Below are 20,154 nucleotides of genomic sequence, written 5' to 3'. Positions count from 1 at the left end.
TCCGTCCTTTGGCAGAAGGGCTTTTAAAAATTTCTAATTAAAGTCTCCCCTACCGGGGGAGATTAGAGGGGGCTAGCCGTTCATCAAAACTGAACGGCTTTTTTGTTATTATTTTAACCGAGGTTGCCAGCTTGTGGAGTGGGTTCATCAGGTAATTAAATTCCTCATTAACCAATGCCGAAGGTACCTTTAAAAGCAATTGTTTGTTTTGCTGCAAAAACCGATTGCCTATCTGCTTTAAAATATTTTGCTCAGGATATTCATTCCAGTTTTTAGGTAGTGTATTAATGTTTAATTCATCAATACTGTCTGGTGCCTCTATCGTGATCATACAATAATCATCAGGCATATTGGTGGGACTTAAATGCGCCAGCGCCTCTAATACAGCTAACGATCTTGACGATGCCAGGTAAACCATAGCCTTGCCTTCGCTGTTCCAACGGCCACCGTATAGACGCGCCCCATTACCACTCAAATCATCGGCATAAACACTTCTAACTAAACGGTAAAGTATCATCAGGCAAAAATACCATGTTCAATACGGCCCAGCTCTTTAAAAACCATATCAAAACCAATAGAAGTATCTAAAAGCGAAACCGGGGTATCGCCTCTAAAAACATGAACAGGGGTTTTCATCCATATTTTAAATTTATCCATCGAGCCAAAAACTTCTTCGCCGCGGGTATATAAACGCGCTAGCTCAACGGCTTTCTCTGCGTATTCTGTTTTAATGATCTCATCATCATCATAACGCTGTAACGTGCGCTCTGAGATATGCATGATATTTGCAAACTCCTGAAGTGTCAACGATATTTTTTTAGCCAGGGCCATCAGGCCATGTTTAGGCAGCCCTTGTCGAGTGGCTTTTAAAATATCATAACTACCCATTATATTAAATTGCCTTGCTGCATTACCTATTGCTGTTGCAAACAAATTGGTTGATGAAACATTATAAGCAACTGCTGGTTCACCTAATTCATTTTTGGCTATATCATCTTTTTTATGTTTCATAATTACGACATTTATCCAAAAATAAATACTTTTTGTCGCAATATCAAATTATTCTACAACTATTAAAAAATAATTTTTCTTACCTTTTTGCGCTATCAGAAATTTCCCTCCAATTAAGGCTTCATTATTATATACAGTTTCTGGTGATTCTATTTTTACTTTATTAATAGCTACCCCACCTCCTTGTATCATTTTTTTAGCTTCACCTTTTGATGCAAATACGCTGGTACTAGCAGCTAACAAGTCAGTTGCATTTATACCCGCTTGTAAATCAGTAAAAGTTATTCTAAAGTTAGGCACTCCTTCAAATAAAGCTATTACTTCAGTTTCATTTAATTCATTTAAAAACTCGATGCCTGTGTTGCCAAATAAAAACTCTGACGATTTAATAGCCTTTTCGTACTCAGCTTCGCCATGTACACGTATCGTAATATCTTTAGCTAAAGCTTTTTGTAATATACGTAAATGCGGCGCGGCATCTTGCTCCACTTCTAAACCTTTTATAGTTTCCTCATCAAACAAAGTAAATATGCGGATGTAAGTTTTAGCATCCTCATCACTGGTATTTAACCAAAACTGATAAAATTTATAAGGTGATGTTTTCTCCGGATCTAACCAAATGTTTCCACCTTCAGTTTTGCCGAATTTTGAACCATCAGATTTCTTAATTAGTTGCGTAGTTAAAGCAAACGCCTCACCGCCTCCTTTGCGGCGCACCAATTCTGTACCGGTAACAATATTACCCCATTGGTCAGACCCACCCATTTGCAGTTTACAATCATTATGTTTCCACAAATAGTAAAAATCATAACCTTGCACCAATTGGTAGGTAAATTCAGTAAATGACATCCCGGTTTCACCCTCAAGCCTTTTCTTTACCGAATCTTTTGCCATCATATAATTAACAGTGATATGCTTGCCAACCTCGCGTATAAAATCAAGGAAAGTAAAATTCTTAAACCAGTCGAAATTATTAACCATTTCGGCGCTGTTGGCACCAGTACTAAAATCAAGGAATTTCTCTAATTGCGCTTTTATCCCTGCCAGGTTTTTCTGTAAAACATCTTCCGATAGTAAATTACGCTCTGCAGATTTTCCTGAAGGATCACCCACCATGCCGGTAGCACCACCAACCAACGCAAAAGGCTTGTGTCCTGCACGTTGAAAATGTATCATGGTCATGATCTGCGCCAGGCTGCCAACATGTAATGAATCGGCAGTTGGGTCAAACCCAATATAGCCGGATGTCATTCCTTTATTTAACAGGTCCTCGGTTCCGGGCATAATATCATGCAACATGCCCCGCCAGCGTAATTCTTCAACAAAGTTCATTAGTATAGTAATATTTCAATCCCGAATAGCTATCGGGAGGCCAAAGATAGTAGAATATGTGCTTTTGTGCAGAAAAGAAAAACAATAGCCTAACAGTTAATTTAATAATCTAATAACTATGTTAAACTTATTTGCGTTAAATATACTATACCAGTAATATATTTTTCTTATTTTTAGATTGAAGGTGCTTTTATGAATTTTTTATCTCATTATTATTTCGACCGTAATGTTACCGACTGCTATTTTATACTAGGCACGGTATTACCCGATCTTTTAAAGAATGCGGATAAGAATATTATACTCCACCCCGAAAAACTACACTACCAAAATACACATCTGAATGGCTTGATCGCTGGCTGGAACAAACATTTGGATGTTGATCGTTATTTCCATTCGTCTGATTTTTTTGCTATCCACTCTCATCAATTGAAAAAACTGCTTACACCAGTAATTGAAGGATCGCCGGTAAAGCCTTTCTTTTTAGGGCATATAGCTATTGAGCTAATAATTGATAATTTGTTACTTACTACAGGCAAGATCACTGTTGATGATTTTTATGCACACCTAAAAGGTTGCGACAACACTATTATAGAAGAGTTTCTTACTACTGCCGGGCTAAAAGACACCACCCGCTTCTTCCTTTTTTACGAAGGATTTAAGCGGGATGGTTATTTACACACCTACTCAGAAACGCCGCAAATTGCCTACGCGCTTAAAAGAATTTGCATGCGTGTTTGGGAGAATCCGTTTACACCAGAGCATGAGGCCCGAATGAACGAGGTATTAATAGCTTATCGCCAGTTATTATTGTTCGATTTTATGGCGATATTTAATGAGATAGAAAGTAAATTAGTTGCTCAATAAGCCTACTTTTTATCTATGTAAAGTATTGTGTTCTAATAATATTGCCAAAAAACTGCTATTAAACCTCAAAAACCCTTAAAAATCAGCATTTAAGAGTAAATTAATTTTTTTAGAATAAAATAATAGTCCTACCTTTGCAGTCCCAATTAACAAATTGGGAAAAGGAGATAAATTATTTAATGGCAAAAAAACAAGAAGCAGAAAAAGAATTAAAAGCTAAGGAAGCAGAACTGGGTACAGTTACCGCAACCAGCGAAAAAGAAACTATTGAATCAGAGGCTGATTCAATATCAATCGAAGAGATCAAATCTCAAATTGCAGTTGCTCCCCGCGAAGATTTTGACTGGGATGCTGACGACAAAAAATTTGGTAACTACAGCGACAGCGAGCGTGAAAAAATGGAGAAATTGTATGATGGAACCTTCAGTTCAATCACCAAGGGCGAAATTATCACCGGTACTGTTGTAAATGTTAACAACAAAGATGTAGTATTAAACGTTGGATTTAAATCTGATGGTTTGGTATCTGTTTCTGAATTCCGTGATACACCTGATTTGAAGATCGGTGACACAGTTGACGTATTTGTTGAATCACAAGAAGATGCTAACGGACAGTTAGTTCTTTCTCGTAAACGTGCAAAAACTCAAAAATCATGGGAAAAAATTAATTCTGCATTGGATAACGATGAGATCATTACCGGTTTTGTTAAAAGCAGAACTAAAGGTGGTCTGATTGTAGACATTATGGGCGTTGAAGCCTTCTTACCAGGTTCACAGATCGACATTAAACCTATCAGGGATTATGACGTTTATGTGGGCAAAACAATGGAATTTAAAGTTGTTAAAATAAACCACGAGTTTAAAAACGTTGTGGTATCGCACAAAGTGCTTATTGAAGACGATTTAGAAAACCAAAAAACCGAAATTGTTGCCAAACTGGAGAAAGGCCAGGTATTGGAAGGCACAGTTAAAAACATTACAGACTTTGGTGTATTTATTGACCTTGGTGGTGTTGATGGTTTATTACACATTACAGATATTTCATGGGGCCGTATTGAGCATCCAAGAGAAGTTTTGGCATTGGATCAAAAGATCAACGTTGTTGTTCTTGATTTTGATGACGAGAAAAAACGTATCGCTCTTGGTTTAAAACAATTAACTCCTCATCCTTGGCAATCACTTGACGAAGGAATCCAAATTGGTTCTAAAGTTAAAGGCCGCATAGTTACTGTTGCCGATTACGGCGCTTTCTTAGAAATCATCCCGGGTGTTGAAGGATTGATCCACGTGTCAGAAATGTCATGGTCTCAAAACTTGCGTAACCCACAAGAATTCTTGAAAGTTAGTGACGAAATTGAAGCACAAGTATTGACATTAGATCGTGAAGAGCGTAAAATGTCATTAGGCATCAAACAATTAACCCCAGATCCTTGGCAAAATGCTGCTGAACGTTATTCTGTTGGAACACAACACGTAGCTACAGTTAAAAACATGACCAACTTTGGTGTGTTTGTTGAGCTAGAAGACGGCATTGACGGATTAATTCACATCTCTGATCTTTCATGGTCTAAAAAAGTAAATCACCCTAATGAATTCACTAAAGTTGGTGAAAAATTAAATGTGGTTGTTCTAGAACTTGATGTTGAGAACCGTAAATTAAGCCTAGGCCACAAACAACTGGAAGAAAATCCTTGGGATACTTTTGAAAGCATTTTCACTATTGATTCAATACATGAAGGTACCGTAATAAAAGTAACTGACAAAGGCGCTATTGTTGCTTTACCTTACGGTGTTGAGGGCTTTGTGCCAACCAAACACTTGGTTAAAGAAGATGGCAAGAGCTTAAAAGCCGAAGAAGCTGCTGAGTTCAAGATCATTGAATTTAATAAAGAAAACAAACGTATAGTGATCTCTCACTCACGTATTTGGGAAGAAGCTCGTGCTGACGCTCGCGTACAAGATTTCGAAAACCGTAAAAAAGAAGCAAAATCTTCTAATAACGCGGTTAAGAAAGTGAAAGAATCGGTTGAAAAATCAACTTTAGGTGATTTAAGTGTACTTGCCCAATTGAAAGAACAAATGGAAGGTGCAGAAACTAAAGCAGCCGTTAAAAAAGCAGCCGCTAAAAAATCTGAAGAAGAAGCTAAATAAGCTTTAACCAAATATTTTCATTAAGCCTTATCGAGCAATCGGTAGGGCTTTTTTGTTACAAAGAATTCTACCTCGTAAACAAATAATGAAGTAATAGCTTTATAAGCCTGACAATTACATCCACTGCAATTAACGCAATTATTAATCCAGACAAAAATTGCACTATATTTTCATGAAAACGATTACGTACCGGCATAGATTTAAGGTTTAACTTCCTAGGTAAGATCGAAGTAAATATAGATTTTTTTTCTCAAAAGGAGTGAAATTATATTTAATTATTAATTATTTAATTATTAATTAATAATTAATAATAGGTATTTAACCGGGCAATGGGTGTAAATTAAAATGTCGCTATTTTGGCTAAAGCCCTATTTAATGGCCCTTATCCGTTGGCTGAAGCCAAGGCAATGAACTGATAAGGAGCAGGCTTTTTAAGAGGTGAGTAAGAATAAATAAGAAACTAAGGGCTTTAGCCAAAAGGCCTTGGCGACAATTTGATTTGCACTCCAGACAATCTTTAATAAATTATCCTCAAAAAAATAATTATCTTTGCCCAAATCCACCCAAACGATGCAAAACATTACACTGCTCGACGGTCAAAAATTTCAAATTACTATACAACGTCTATGTCGTCAGTTAATAGAAAATCATAACGATTTTTCAGAGTCTGTATTGATAGGTATACAACCACGAGGCATTTACTTAGCCAAGCGTGTTGCCGAAGAGCTTCGCAAAATATTACCCGGTAATAATATCCGGCAAGGTGATATGGACATTACATTTTATCGCGATGACTTTCGCCGCCGTAGCGCACCGCTTATACCCAGCGAAACCAAAATGGATTTTATAATTGAAGGAAAAAAGGTTGTTTTAATGGACGATGTATTATGGAGTGGCCGTACCATACGCGCAGCCATGGAAGCCATGTTGGCCTATGGCCGCCCGCAAAAGGTGGAGCTGCTAGCCTTAGTTGATCGACGATATTCGCGCCATCTGCCGATAATGCCAGACTATGTTGGTATCGAGGTAGATTCAATTGCATCGCAAAAGGTAGTGGTGAGTTGGGTCGAAACTGATGGCGAAGACAAAGTTGTACTATTATCAGAAATAGAAAATAAGCAAACAGATTAATAAATCCGAAATCGAACATTCGAAATCCGATATATAAACATGGCAGAACTAAGCACAAGGCATCTACTAGGCATTAAAGGTTTAACAGCCCAGGATATTGAATTAATATTTGAAACCGCCGACCGCTTTAAAGATGTGCTAAATCAGCCGCAGATACGTAAAGTACCTTCATTGCGCGATCTGACCATTGCCAATATATTTTTCGAAAACTCTACCCGTACCCGCTTATCGTTTGAACTGGCCGAGAAACGCTTATCAGCCGATGTAGTAAATTTTGCTGCCTCATCATCATCAGTAAGTAAAGGCGAGACGCTGATAGATACCGTTAACAACATACTGGCCATGAAGGTTGATATGGTGGTAATGCGCCACCCATACGCTGGAGCCGCTACCTTTTTATCAAAACATGTAAAGGCTCAAATAGTAAACGCAGGCGATGGCGCGCATGAGCACCCTACCCAAGCTCTGCTTGATGCTTTCTCTATCCGCGAAAAGTATGGTGATGTGGCAGGCAAGAAAGTGGTTATTGTGGGCGATATATTGCACTCGCGTGTAGCATTGTCAAACATTTTATGTCTAAAACAGCTTGGTGCCGAAGTAATGGTTTGTGGCCCTACTACGCTTATCCCTAAATATATTGGCGCATTGGGTGTACAGGTTGAGCACAACTTGATAAAAGCCCTTAATTGGTGCGATGTGGCCAATATGTTGCGCATACAACTGGAACGCCAGGATATTAAGTATTTTCCGTCACTACGTGAATATACGATGTTGTATGGATTAAATAAAGATATACTGGACTCTTTAGACAAAGAGATCACCGTAATGCACCCCGGCCCTATTAATCGCGGTGTAGAAATCACCAGTGATGTTGCCGACAGCAAGCAATCTATTATATTGGACCAGGTAGAAAATGGTGTTGCCATACGCATGGCGGTACTCTATCTTTTGGCCGGGCAAACCCCGTAATTCCGATGCCATGAAACTTGCGCGCGTTATATGGGTTTTGTTTTTTGGGATACTAATATCCGCAAACACTTTTGCCCAAAGCCGCCAACTGCAAAAAACAGATTCTGTATTCAGGCTTATTAAAAAGTATGTGCAGACTAAAGATGCAGATGCCATTTATGATCTTGCCGGACTTCGTTTCAAACAATCTATTAGTCCGGGAGTGTTTAGAGATTTCCTCTTCCGGGATCTGTTCTCGTTAGGCACAATAAAAAAAGACTCACTCATCAGCTTTGTCAATAATGTAACAGCTGCCTTTAAAATACAAATGGATGCGGTAAATATGCAGTTGGGCATAGGTTTGGATGAGAACGATAAGCTGAGCTATTTTAAGTTAGAACCTTACAAAGAAGTAGCTGTTAATAAGTCAACACTTGTTAAATCAAGTAATCCTTTAAAATCAGAATTGGATAAAAAGATTGATTCAGTTGCCAGGAAATATATCCAAAAATCAAATACAGTTGGCTTAAGTATAGGTGTATTTAAAGGCGGGAAAATAAGCACTTATAACTATGGTGAAACCAAGAAAGGAAATAATGATTTACCCACTGCCAATAGCATTTTCGAAATAGGCTCCATCAGCAAAACATTTACAGCAACCGTACTGGCCTGGTATGTCAACGAAGGCAAGCTCAATTTATCTGACCCGATAACCAAATACCTGCCCGACTCGGTAGCTGCCAATCCCGAACTAAAAAACATAGCTTTGGTTAATTTAATTAATCATACATCCGGCTTGCCACGAATGCCCACTAATTTTGCATCCCAACGATTGTATGACGAATCAAATCCTTATAAGAGCTATACCAGGGAGTTATTATTCGGCTACCTAAAAAGCTGTACGTTAAAAAGCACGCCGGGTACAAAATATGCTTATTCTAATTTAGCTGTCGGCTTGTTAGGTATAATTTTAGAACAAATAAGCGGTAAATCTTATGAGCAATTAGTAAGCGAAATTATTTGTAAGCCTTTGGGGATGAAAAGCACAGTTCAACATCTTTATACTTTGATGTCATCACGCTTTACAACAGTTTATGATGAAGAGGGCCAGCAAACACCTGCCTGGGATTTTGACGCGCTTGCATCATGCGGATCATTAAAATCAACTGTAAATGACCTGCTATTATATACAAAAGCCAATATGATAAAGACTGATAGTAAACTATCAAAGGCTTTAGAATTAACCCACCAAATTACGTTTTATAACGAACCTAAATTAGGTTTGGCCTGGCATATTATAAAAGTAGATGGCATAAGCTATTATTTTCATAATGGGGGTACTGGTGGCAGCAGTAGTTTCCTGGCCTATAATATAGAGAAGAATATTGCTGTTGTTATCTTATCAAATGCAAGCACAAGTACTGATGGTATCGGCGTTGGTATTTTGAAGAAATTGTAATAAGGACTAATCCTTCACCTTCTGTCCGTCTCTTATCTCATCGGTAGCGTTTTTAATTACTTTATCGCCTTCTTTTAAATCGCCGTAAACTTCCATTTTATTACCGCCCTGGAAACCTTTTTTAACCTCAACCCACTTGGCGCGATGATCAACAACCTTAATAACAAATACCTTTTCGGTTGATGAAACTACGACGCTTTTTGGCACCAATAGCGTACTATCATGTGATGGCAATGGCACATTAACATCGGCATACATGTGGGGTAAAAGCTTATTGCCTTTATTATAAACATCCATCTCCACACGTTCAGAACGTAGTTTATCATCAAGCGCACCGGCTAATCGGGCAATCTTCGCGGTAAATTTTTGTCCGGCTAATTCTCTAACGGTAAACTTAACTTCGCTTTTATTGCTTAGCCCACCCACATAACTTTCGGGCACAGATATTACCAAACGCAACCGACTTTGGTTTTGCAACACAAATAGCGGATCAGCATTTTTACCACCCGGTCCAACATAAGCGCCCAGGTTAATATTACGGGCGGTTATCACACCATCAAAAGGTGCACGGATCTCTAAATATCCCAAGCTTGACGATACTTCTTTATAAGCCGATTTTGCAGCTTCAACATTGGCCATATCGGCATTCTTTTTTGCTTCGGCTTGCTCCAGGTCATTCTGCGAAATTGTGCCGGGAGTTTTGCTGGTGTTTAATAACCTGTCGTAAGTTGCTTTACTGGCATAATAAACTGCCTGCTGCTGTTTTATGCGTGATTGTGCGCCTGTCAGTTGTGAAACCATTTCGGGTGCTTCAAGGGTAGCCAATAGCTGCCCGGTATGTACCTGCGAACCAATATCAACCAATAATTTCTTTACATAGCTGTTTATCTTGGCATACAGGTCAACTTGTTGATAAGGCAACAACTCTCCCGGAACGGCAATGGTCGAGCTTAACTTACCCTTCTCAACAGATGCAACATTAACCGTTGGGAAATCAACCGCGTCCTGTTGTGCCTTTTGTTCTTTGGCATCCTCTTTTGCCTTATCATCCTGATGACAGGCAACCAGCAGCAAACTGGTAATTATAGCCAAGCCGGCCAATGCAGTTATTGATCTATTTTTCATGATGGTGCAGGGGAACATAAAATTTACTTTCTTTATCTTCAGGATCTAACGAAACAGAATCAGTACTAGCGTTGCCTTGTACCCAGGCAAATACCAAGGGCAATATTAACACAGCGGCAAAGGTTGATGCTATCAAACCCCCAATAACCGCACGGCCCAATGGCGATGTTTGATCGCCACCCTCGCCTATCCCTAACGCCATTGGTATCATACCTACAATCATGGCCAGGCTGGTCATTAAAACAGGTCTTAAACGTAGTGCAACAGCTTCGCGGGCCGATTTAAGGGCATCTCCATTATGCTTACGCAATTCCTCGGCATTAGTAATTAATAATACAGCGTTGGATATGGATACACCAACAGACATGATCATACCCATATACGATTGCAGATTTAACGTTGCGCCGGTTAACTTAACCAAAAATAAGGAGCCAAACAATACAGCCGGAACTGTAGATAATACTACAAATGACATTTTGAAGGACTGGTAATTAGCTGCAAGCATTAAAAATATTACGATTACAGCTACTAGTAATCCGTTTTGTAAGCTATCTAAGGTGTCTGTTAAAGTAGTGGTTAATCCGCGTGGGGCAACAGTTAAACCACGGGGCAGTTTACCTAATGATTTTAAGGCATCATTAACGGCAGTTGATGCCGAACCCAGGTCCTTGTTGTTGATATTGGCGGTAACGGAAAGCATAGGCACACTGCCTATATCGTCGTTTTCGCCATTGGTAACTCCTGTAGTAATATCTGCTACATCGGCCAACACCGGTCTCGATTGGCCGCTTAGTACCGGTATTTGCCGTATATCATTCACACTGGTCATTTGATATTCGGGTATTTGTACTTGTACCGAATAGCCTAATCCTACCTTTTCATCCAGCCATATATTTTTTTCGGTATAACGTGATGATGAGGTTGATGCCACCAGCGACCGTGATATATCATTTAAACTCACTCCCAATTGTGCCGCCCGCGCTCGGTCAATATTAATATTTAATGCCGGATACCTAAACGACTGCCCTATCTGCACATCGCGCAGGTAAGGTATTTTTTTCAGCCGATCCAGAACTTTAAAGGCAAAGTCAACATTTTGTTTTTTGTTTTTGCTGGATATGGCCACCTCTATAGGTGTTGGAGATCCCTGGCTCAATATTTTATCGGTAAGCTCTATCGGCTCGAAGGAAAGCATAATGCCCGGCAGTTCTTTCTTCATGGCCACTCTAAAACGTTCTTTCAGTTCATCTAAATTAACTTTATAATCTTCCTTTAAATTTACCTGCATTACGGCCTCCTGCGGGCCTGCCATAAATAAATAGATTGGACTGGTTGAGAATTGCCCCGGATGCTGACCCACCAGTGCAGATGTAATTTCAATATTTTGCCTGCCTACTAAATTGTTTAATACATTTAGCGCTTTTAAGGTAATAGCTTCTGTACGTTCTAAACGGGTGCCATCCGGTGCGCGTAATCTCACTTGGAATGTACCAGAGTTTACCTTAGGCAATACATCGCGGCCTATAATATTAAACATTAAAAAAGCCAGGCCGCAGGCACCAATCACGTATAATGACACGATGAGTTTACGCTTTGGCATCATTTGGTCTGTAAGATCCAAAAACTTAATCCTGAATTTATCAAACCGGGTTAATTTTTTGCCTTTGGTTTCGGTAGCGTTTTTTATGGCGAGTTCTTTTTGTTCCCAGGCATCGCCTTCGTCTTCCAGTGCGAAACCATCGGGATGGCTTTTGTCTTCATGCTTGTTTTTCATTACCCAGTTAGCCATAACCGGCACAAAGGTTTGTGATAACAGGTAAGAGGTTATCATGGAGAAACCAATAGCCAATGCTAGCGGTAAAAACAATGCGCCCGGAATACCCTTCATAGTAAACGCCGGCGCAAACACCGCCAGGATACAAAAAAGGATCAATAACTTAGGGAAGGCAATTTCTTTACAAGCATCCCAAATAGCCAAAGCCTTAGGTTTACCCATATCAAAATGCTGATGAATATTTTCGATAGTTACGGTAGACTCATCAACCAAAATACCTATAGCAAGCGACAGACCGCTCAGCGTCATAATATTGATGGTTTGATGAAACAGCGACAAAAAGAATATGCCCGATATAATAGCTATAGGTATAGTTAAAATTACAATAAGCGCGCCGCGTTTATCCCCCAAAAACAAGAGTACCATTAAGCCGGTAAGTACCGCACCTATCGCGCCTTCTTCGGCTAAACTTTTTACAGCGTTTATTACATATACAGATTGATCGAACACGTAAGAAAGCTTCACATCCTCTGGCAATAACCCCTGGAAACGTGGAATAGCTTTTTTAAGATTTTGCACCACATCCCATGTAGATGCATCGGCAGATTTGGTGATAGGTAAATAAACAGAGCGTTTGCCATTTACCAAAGCGTAACTTGAGGTAATATCAGCACCATCTTCTACTGTTGCTACATCGCGCAAAAAAACAGTTTGTATACCTTCTTTATATAAGGGGATGTCACCAAAATCAGACACCTTTTTCATGCTGGTGTTTGCCGGGGCCATGTAATTATAATCGCCTATGCGGACATTACCTGCGGGTGTGTTTTGATTATTTTCTCGCAAAGCAACAACTACCTGGTCGGGTGTTAAATGGTGTGCCCTTAATAATTCCGGATCAACCTTAATTAAAATAGTACGCGCGTTACCCCCAAACGGAGCTGGTGCAACTAAACCAGGTATAGAGGTAAAAGAAGACCGTACATAGATATTAGCCAGGTCAAGCAGCTCATTGTTGGTACGTGTGGGGCTACTTAGTACTAACTGACCTACCGGGAGTGTAGACGCGTCAAAGCGCAAAATAAACGGCGGCTGCGAGCCGGGCGGAAAGCCTGCCTGGGCCCTGTTGGTATAGCCTGTAACTTCGGCGGCGGCTTGCGCCATATTAGTACCTTCGTAAAAGGTTAACTTTAATAAAGTTAAACCACTTATGTTACGGGTTTCGATACTTTTCACACCTGATACATACAACAATAAATTAACGTACTGCTTACCAAAGTATGATTCCATTTGGTTAGGGGTATAACCACCGTATGGATGCGATATATAAATTACAGGTAGGTTAAGGTCCGGGAAAATATCAATTTTAATACTCCGTATCGCGCTTATACCAAAAAAGAACAGTCCCGCTACTATAACCAGTACGGTAATTGGCCTTCTAAGTGCACCCTTTATTAATCCCATTTTATATACCTGTATATTTTAAAAATTATTCATAAACACACCAAAATCGCCGGTAGCGGCGGCTTTTGATAGTACAGCCTGCCATACATTATTCGAAGCGATATCCTGGTCAACCTCTGCACGATTTAACACATACAGCGCCTGGGTAAAATCAACAATGTTTGATAAGCCGTTTTTATATAAAGCAAATTTTTGATTATAAGCATCGGTAGCGGCTTTCACTTCGATAGGCGCCTCATTATAATTTTTAAGAGCGTTGCTTATTCTTGTTTCGGCCAATAATTGCTGATCTTTTAATCGCTGGCTTACCAGGTTATATTCGTCACGATATTGATCTGAGGTATACTTTTGCGACTTCACCTGGTAATTTACCCTAAACGGACTGGTGATGTTCCAGATAACGGCAGCGCCCAATAAGTAGTTATAGCGGGTTGGTTGTATACCGGCACCATAACTGCTGCTATAATCATTTAAATTAGTAGCATAATCTGATTTAAAACCTGAGCCTCTGCCTTGATAAACTCCAAATAAACTAAAGGTTGGATATTTAAACGTATTTAAATAATTGGCTTGCTCATCGCTCACGCCTATTCTATTTTGATAATATCTTAATTCAGGGTGATTATCAAAGCTAATTGCAGATTGTACATCAGGCCTTGGTGGTGCTTTGGTTACAAAGGCACTATCTAACACAAAATCTTGTGGGGTAATGCCTAAGTAATTTGCCAGTTGACTGCTTTGATCCTGTACAATTTGCTGGGCGTTAATTAATGCGATGCGCGCGTTTGATACCTGCGCATTTGCCAATGAAGAATCAACTCCGGGATTTAAACCGTTTTTCACTCTGGCAACAACCACGTCTTTCAGTTGTATGGCCCGGTTAAGGTTGTCCTGCTGGGCTTTACTCAATTGTTGCGCAACCAATAAATTTAAATAAGTGCTGGCTACCCGTACCTGGTGTTGAAATTGCTCTTGCGCCAGATCAGTCTCGTTAAGTGATACTACTGCGCCCTGTACTTTTATCTTTTCTTTTGTTTTACCGAATGCGAAAAAGTCCCAATTAATATTGCTTACATACAGCGAACCGAAAGCTGCGTTATAGTTTTGATTAGGTAAGGTAGGTCCTGCTGAAGCTACTGCTAAACCACGGTATCCAAACAACGGTCCGTTTTGGCCGTTAACGGTTCCGTAATCTTGCTGAATTGAAACATTCAAATCAGGCAAGGCTTCGGTATGAGTTTCTTTTAATGATGCTTTTGAAGCGTTAAGTTGACTTGCTTTTGCTTTTATACTGCCATAGTTAGTAAGTGCAATTTGCTCGGCATCTTTTAAGCTTAATACTTTTTGTTGTGCATAAACATCAACTTTATAAATAAGACTGAAAACACTTAATAAAATATATTTATAAACAGATTTAAACATTACCCGACTTTAAGTGGAGTAAATTTATAAATTAGTTGATAAGATAAACTAATTTACAGCTATGTAACAAAAATATCGCTATAAACTGACGCAAAAGTAAGTATGAGTAGCATAAATTAACCCCCTGCCCCTCTCTTTTGAAGAGGAGCATAAAATTACCTTAGGGGAGAATTTTATAAAGGGGCTATATCTATAATTTTTAGATAAATGTTGCAATTACTATGCCTATAATGGCAAAGCTAATTAAATAGTTATGCTATCGCCAACTTTATAAATATTATGGAATTTAATTCCTTGACTATCAAAATGCTTAGTATAAGCCTCATAACGCTGCTTAATAAAAAACTCTTTGGCATAACCATCATGCACAGGTAGTATTTGTTTAGGTTGCAGTTTGTCAGCAAAGCCGCTTATACGCATTTCATTGGCGAAGGGTGCCATGGTTACCATTATTAATAGCTCAATACCGTTAAATTTTAGTAAAGCATCTTCCATCGAATCAACCGGGTGCAGCACTTTATCGTTTATTAAAAAGCCGGTCATCTGCGGTAGCGGATTATCTAAAATAAGCTCATGAACAACAGGAATAGCCTCCAATTTAAACGGACCAACCTGGTGTATACCGTCATGCCAAACGGTGTGAGCAATGCCGGCTTTATGCAAAGCTTCGCCAACCTGCGCATTGGTGTAAATTGTCGCCTCACTTAGGTTGGCTATCTTTTTAAGGTTTTCAGCATCCAGGTGATCAGGGTGAATATGGGTTATGATGATGCTGTTAACATCAGCAAACATTTCGGGTTTTACTTCCCCCTCGGCAAACGTAAACTTGCCAGGATCGAACAATAGCTTATGCCCATCTAACTCAAAAACTAAACAAGAGTGCAGGTATTTAGAGATTTTCATAGTACTAAGATAACTATGGGCTGAGAGAAAAGTTTGCAGTTACTCCACCCCCGACATCGCTTTGCTGCGCACAAAGAGGATGAGTCACCGCCGCTATATTTACAATATATCAACCAAATCTTCAAGCCCACTAATAGTCGCTACCTGGTCTTCCTTTACAACACCAAATCCATAATCAGCAAAAATAAAAGGTATGCCTGCCTTGGTTGCGGCGGTATAATCGCCCATGGTATCACCTACATAAATCGGGGCTTGTAGGTTATGGTCGTTAACAATATCTTTAATGTTATCTGCTTTAGGCAAACTTTTGGTGCCGTAACATTGGTGGCCTAAAAAATAATGCTCCAATCCGCTTATTTTAAAAAACACTTCAATGTAACCGCTTTGGCAGTTGCTCACTATAAATAGTTTGTATTTGGCGGATAGATATTTTAACGCTTCTTCCAATCCGATATAAAGTTCACCGCCTTTTTCATATAGTATTTCCAACTCGTTTTTACCGGCTATGGTTTTAAACTCCTCGCGTTGCTCTTCATTAAGGTAAGGCAACAGGGTCTCAAAAATCGCCTTGTAAGTCATCCCGGTTATGGAATGGATCATTGGTTTGGTAAAATCTTCTTTTATATAATCAACCTGTTCTTTAGCCGCTTGCCAGGCTAGTACTACGTTAGATGAGCTGTCCCAAAGTGTGCCGTCAAGGTCAAAAATTATGCTGTCGTATTTGTTTTTCAGTGTAGTATTCATGTAGCGGCAAAAATAGTATTTATTTTTATAGGCGATTGTCTGCTATTATCATAGATGCTTCAAATTTTCCTCAAATTCAATCATTATATTTATAAAAAACTTTTTTTGAAACTACTAATAATAGAAGACGAGCAGGGACTTAGGGAAAGTATTGAAAAATACTTTACCGAGGCAGGCGTTTTATGCGAAAGCTGTAGCAACCTGGCCGGCGCTATCAGCAAAACATCCATGTACCAATACGATTGTATTTTGCTGGACATTGGCCTGCCCGATGGTGAAGGATTTACCCTATTGGAGCATTTAAAGGCTAACGGAAAAAATGAAGGTGTGTTAATAATTTCTGCAAGAAACTCATTAGACAACAAGATAAAGGGATTAAATCTTGGTGCTGATGACTACCTGATCAAACCCTTCCACCTGGCCGAATTAAAGGCAAGAATAGATGCTATTTACCGCCGTAAATATTTTAACACTACCAACTTATTAAATTATGATCTGATAAGCGTTGATCTGCTGGGGCATGAGGTTACTGTAAATGGCATAAATATACTCCTTACCCGTAAAGAGTATGATATGTTGCTGTATTTTATAGCCAACAAAGGCAAGGTTATATCAAAAAACGCCATTGCCGAACATTTATGGGGTGATGAGATTGACCTGGTTGATAGCTTTGATTTTATATATACCCATATTAAGAACATCCGTAAAAAAATAATGGAAGCTGCTCACAAAGATTATATAAAGGCAGTATATGGTGTAGGCTATAAGTTTTTATAAAGATGAAATTAGCGGCCCAATACAATAAAGCAACCCTGATAATTACTTTTATAGTGCTGTTTATTGCCGGTTGCGTTTATTATACAGCTATAAATTATATAGTTAACAAGCAACTTGATCATGATCTGTTAGGTGAAACAGGTGAGGTAAAAGAATATATAAATCTTCATCGACAACTACCTAACCAGTACGAGGGCGACCAAACTACTTTTATCAAAACCAATATAGCCGCTTTTAAAACACTTTTTGTTGATACACCCTATCATAAAAACCGGGGTAATAAAAGAGGTAATAAAATTGAACCCGGCCGAGCTATTAAAACTTTGGTAGATGTTAAAGAAGATCATTATATACTAACCATCGTTGAATCAAAAGAAGCTTCAGAACATTTAACACAACTAACAATTGGCATTACTATTTTATTAACGGTAATACTGCTATTTATATTAGCGCTAACAAACCGATATATATTGAGTGGTTTATGGAAACCTTTTTATCATATTTTACAACAATTAAAGGCATTTAACTTAGCTGATAGCAGCATTATCAATTTAAATACAACCAATATTGATGAATTTACGGAACTAAATGACGCAGTTACGGTAATGTCAACAAGAGTGAAAAGTGATTACCAAAATTTGAAAACCTTTACCGAAAACGCATCGCATGAAATGCTTACTCCTATTGCTGTAATAACTTCAAAATTAGATACACTTATACAGGACGAAAAACTAAAGGCCAAACAGTTTGAGCAGATAAATGATATTTACGCAGCTACTAATAAACTATCGCGCTTAAATCAATCACTTTTGCTATTAGTTAAAATTGATAATGATCTGATACAAGATACGGCTACTTTTAATTTAAAAGATGTCATTTTGGAAAAAGAACATCAATTGCAGGAATTAGCTCAAAACAAGGGCATAGAGTTAATACATTTATTAGAGGATAAAGAAATCACCGCCAGCAAATATTTAATAGAGATATTGATTAACAATCTCTTTAATAATGCCATAAAACACAACCCCATCAATGGCAAACTGTATATTAAACTAACAAGTAAAGAGCTAATATTTCAAAACACCGGCGACCTCGACCCATTGAATAGCGAGGAGATCTTTGAGCGATTTAAAAAAGGCAAAAACTCTGATGGCACCGGCTTGGGGTTAACCATAGCTAAAAACATTTGCAGCCAATATCATTACAGGCTTAGCTATAGTTTTGAGACATCATTTCATACCTTCAGGGTAACTTTTTAAGGGGTTACTATTACTACTTCGGTTTCGGTTAACTCCTTAGCGCGTGTAGCTTTATTTAAAAAAGATGGCTTCAACCTACTGATCCAATAGCGCTGGAATGTTTTTATCGGTAGTATCTTCCAACCTTTCGCTGCCAGATCATTTACCTTATCTTTAGTAGTATATAATATAAATGGTTTGGGCGGATAGTTGCCTGCCCCATCTTCAGTCACCGTAATTACAGGCGCATCACTATAAAAATTCATGGCTGATACATAATCATCTTTAAGCTGTACTACCGGCAAATTTTTAGGATTATTGTGGTTAATAAACATAGCGGCTTCACTACCCGATTGATAATGCAGCAATGAACTATAAAACACCATATTTAAATAAACATTGATAAAAAACGAGGCCAACAACGTGCGTAAAACTATTTTGGACATAGTGTTGGCTGTAATTACCTGCGGTAAAAAGATCAATGCGATGAGCAAGACAAATAAACAGCTTCCAATAGCTATCGTAAATGTTTCGGGTTGATAAAAATAGTGCAGTATACCAATAACCACCAAAAGTAAACAAATAACTACCGTTTGTATACCGCGTATAGTCGTAATACTACTTGTTTCCACCAAATTACACAAGTATTGCGCAGTTATAATGGCGAAGAATGGGTACACAATATTTAAATAATGCGGTAACTGAAATTTAGATGCCGAGAACAGCAGGAACGTCAATAAAGAGCCGCAGATACAATACCACTCGATAGTTTTAATCTGTTTGCTGCCTTTTTTTATAAACTGATATATCGCCACTAATAATAAAAGCGACCATGGCAAAAACGCCCACAAGGTGGTATGTACAAAAAAGGTTGGGTCGCCATTACCTTTGATGGGGCCGGTATTAAAAAATCGCCCAAACTGGCTATCCCAAAAAAAGAAGCGGATGCCCGATACATTATGTCTATCAAAGATCAGTTTCTCCGGGTGAAGGTCAAACTGCTGGTTAAGGCAGTATAATTCTGGTAGGATAAATATCAGTACCAATACTATAGCTATTAGCCAACGCAGGTTGAACAATTGTTTCCATTGCCGGGTAATTATAAAATGGCCGGCTATTGCACCCCCGATAGGGATAATGGCAAACATACCTTTGGTCATGATGGCGCAGGCGGTAAACAGGCATCCCCATAATAATTGCCAGTAATTAGTATTGGCTTTGTGCAGGTGATAAACGGCGGCTATGATCAGGCCCGTTAAATAAGGTTCGGCACGTACATCGTTGTTTGATAGTACAATGTGTTGGGCGGTTAGTAATATCAGCACAGCCCATAGGCCTATTTGTTTATTATAAAGCGCCTTACCAAATAGGTAGGTATATAAAGCGCCCATCAGCAAAAACAATATGCCCGGCAGCTTATAGGCCCAGGTGGTAAAACCAAATAACTTAAAAGAGAGCGCCGTAACCCAAAACGGAAAATGGGGTTTATCCAGCCAATCTTTGCCATAGGCAGACAGGTTTACAAAGTCATTACGCTGTGCCATGGTTTTAGCAATGCTGGCGTAAAGCGTACCATCCGGGCCGGTTATCGGTATAAATAGCCCGCTAAAATTTACGGCAACGGCTATGCCAATAAAAAGGCACAGCCATTTAGCAGCAATTGCGGGGTTTTGTTTATCCATACAGCAAGTAAAGGTAAGCAGAGTTTTGTTATTGCCTGATAATGAATTTTTATATTGTCGTTTGTATCAGAATCGTTTCATCAGTATTAAAAAAAATAATATTAGATTTATTGTGCCAACATTTCTCAAC

General features: G+C 38.9%; 16 protein-coding genes. 7 read left to right on the top strand and 9 right to left on the bottom strand.

The annotated features are described in order from the left end of the window. Nucleotides 1-49 precede the first annotated feature (49 nt). From JWQ34_RS03530 to tyrS, 3 genes are read right to left on the bottom strand one after another with little or no spacing between them, the layout of a single operon-like run. Nucleotides 50-517, bottom strand: coding sequence for an RES family NAD+ phosphorylase (locus JWQ34_RS03530; protein ID WP_299354001.1), 468 nt, complete (start codon nt 515-517; stop codon nt 50-52). Further along, the gene (locus tag JWQ34_RS03525; protein ID WP_299353998.1) at nt 517-1,011 is read right to left on the bottom strand and encodes an antitoxin Xre/MbcA/ParS toxin-binding domain-containing protein; all 495 of its coding nucleotides are present in this window, start codon (nt 1,009-1,011) and stop codon (nt 517-519) included. The genes JWQ34_RS03530 and JWQ34_RS03525 overlap by 1 nt, the downstream gene beginning before the upstream one ends. 48 nt (nt 1,012-1,059) lie before the next feature. After that, the gene (gene tyrS, locus JWQ34_RS03520) at nt 1,060-2,343 is read right to left on the bottom strand and encodes a tyrosine--tRNA ligase (protein ID WP_299353996.1); all 1,284 of its coding nucleotides are present in this window, start codon (nt 2,341-2,343) and stop codon (nt 1,060-1,062) included. A gap of 192 nt (nt 2,344-2,535) precedes the next feature. Between tyrS and JWQ34_RS03515 the strand changes: the two genes are divergently transcribed. From JWQ34_RS03515 to JWQ34_RS03495, 5 genes are all read left to right on the top strand, one after another. Then, nucleotides 2,536-3,207 carry a hypothetical protein gene (locus JWQ34_RS03515; protein WP_299353993.1) on the top strand — a complete coding sequence of 224 codons (672 nt, stop codon included), beginning with the start codon at nt 2,536-2,538 and terminating at the stop codon, nt 3,205-3,207. Nucleotides 3,208-3,386: 179 nt separating this feature from the next. After that, the gene (gene rpsA / locus JWQ34_RS03510; protein WP_299353990.1) at nt 3,387-5,357 is read left to right on the top strand and encodes a 30S ribosomal protein S1; all 1,971 of its coding nucleotides are present in this window, start codon (nt 3,387-3,389) and stop codon (nt 5,355-5,357) included. A 570-nt stretch (nt 5,358-5,927) separates the two neighbouring features. Beyond that, nucleotides 5,928-6,488 (top strand): bifunctional pyr operon transcriptional regulator/uracil phosphoribosyltransferase PyrR, encoded by a 561-nt coding sequence (gene pyrR / locus JWQ34_RS03505; protein WP_299353988.1) that lies wholly within the window; start codon nt 5,928-5,930, stop codon nt 6,486-6,488. Between the two features lie 39 nt (nt 6,489-6,527). Then, entirely contained in the window at nt 6,528-7,457 is a 930-nt protein-coding gene (locus JWQ34_RS03500) for an aspartate carbamoyltransferase catalytic subunit (RefSeq protein ID WP_299353985.1), read from the top strand. Between the two features lie 10 nt (nt 7,458-7,467). After that, a complete protein-coding gene (locus JWQ34_RS03495; RefSeq protein ID WP_299353983.1) occupies nt 7,468-8,895 on the top strand; it encodes a serine hydrolase domain-containing protein in 1,428 nt (475 codons plus the stop codon). 6 nt (nt 8,896-8,901) lie between these two features. Here the strand turns inward: JWQ34_RS03495 and JWQ34_RS03490 are convergent, their stop codons facing one another. The 5 genes from JWQ34_RS03490 to JWQ34_RS03470 all read right to left on the bottom strand — a co-directional run bounded on the left by JWQ34_RS03490 (nt 8,902) and on the right by JWQ34_RS03470 (nt 16,327). Continuing rightward, on the bottom strand, nt 8,902-10,020 hold the full coding sequence (locus JWQ34_RS03490) for an efflux RND transporter periplasmic adaptor subunit (protein WP_299353980.1): 1,119 nt from the start codon (nt 10,018-10,020) through the stop codon (nt 8,902-8,904). Continuing rightward, the gene (locus tag JWQ34_RS03485) at nt 10,010-13,258 is read right to left on the bottom strand and encodes an efflux RND transporter permease subunit (protein ID WP_299353977.1); all 3,249 of its coding nucleotides are present in this window, start codon (nt 13,256-13,258) and stop codon (nt 10,010-10,012) included. Before JWQ34_RS03485 ends, JWQ34_RS03490 begins: the two co-directional genes overlap by 11 nt. 18 nt (nt 13,259-13,276) lie before the next feature. Beyond that, nucleotides 13,277-14,680 carry a TolC family protein gene (locus JWQ34_RS03480; protein WP_299353974.1) on the bottom strand — a complete coding sequence of 468 codons (1,404 nt, stop codon included), beginning with the start codon at nt 14,678-14,680 and terminating at the stop codon, nt 13,277-13,279. A gap of 243 nt (nt 14,681-14,923) precedes the next feature. Then, a complete protein-coding gene (locus JWQ34_RS03475) occupies nt 14,924-15,583 on the bottom strand; it encodes an MBL fold metallo-hydrolase (RefSeq protein WP_299353971.1) in 660 nt (219 codons plus the stop codon). Between the two features lie 99 nt (nt 15,584-15,682). Then, the gene (locus tag JWQ34_RS03470) at nt 15,683-16,327 is read right to left on the bottom strand and encodes an HAD family hydrolase (protein ID WP_299353968.1); all 645 of its coding nucleotides are present in this window, start codon (nt 16,325-16,327) and stop codon (nt 15,683-15,685) included. Between the two features lie 105 nt (nt 16,328-16,432). Between JWQ34_RS03470 and JWQ34_RS03465 the strand changes: the two genes are divergently transcribed. Both JWQ34_RS03465 and JWQ34_RS03460 read left to right on the top strand, forming a co-directional pair. Continuing rightward, complete coding sequence (locus JWQ34_RS03465; RefSeq protein ID WP_299353965.1) at nt 16,433-17,104, top strand: response regulator transcription factor; 672 nt, start codon at nt 16,433-16,435, stop codon at nt 17,102-17,104. A gap of 2 nt (nt 17,105-17,106) precedes the next feature. Beyond that, nucleotides 17,107-18,363, top strand: coding sequence for a HAMP domain-containing sensor histidine kinase (locus JWQ34_RS03460; protein WP_299353963.1), 1,257 nt, complete (start codon nt 17,107-17,109; stop codon nt 18,361-18,363). Here the strand turns inward: JWQ34_RS03460 and JWQ34_RS03455 are convergent. Continuing rightward, a complete protein-coding gene (locus tag JWQ34_RS03455; protein WP_299353961.1) occupies nt 18,360-20,024 on the bottom strand; it encodes a glycosyltransferase family 39 protein in 1,665 nt (554 codons plus the stop codon). The genes JWQ34_RS03460 and JWQ34_RS03455 overlap by 4 nt on opposite strands. Nucleotides 20,025-20,154 lie beyond the last annotated feature (130 nt).

This window comes from Mucilaginibacter sp., assembly GCF_028288185.1.
Taxonomy (GTDB): domain Bacteria; phylum Bacteroidota; class Bacteroidia; order Sphingobacteriales; family Sphingobacteriaceae; genus Mucilaginibacter.
The sequence above is the reverse complement of the archived record's forward strand: the minus strand, read 5'-3'. Positions and strand labels throughout refer to the sequence as shown.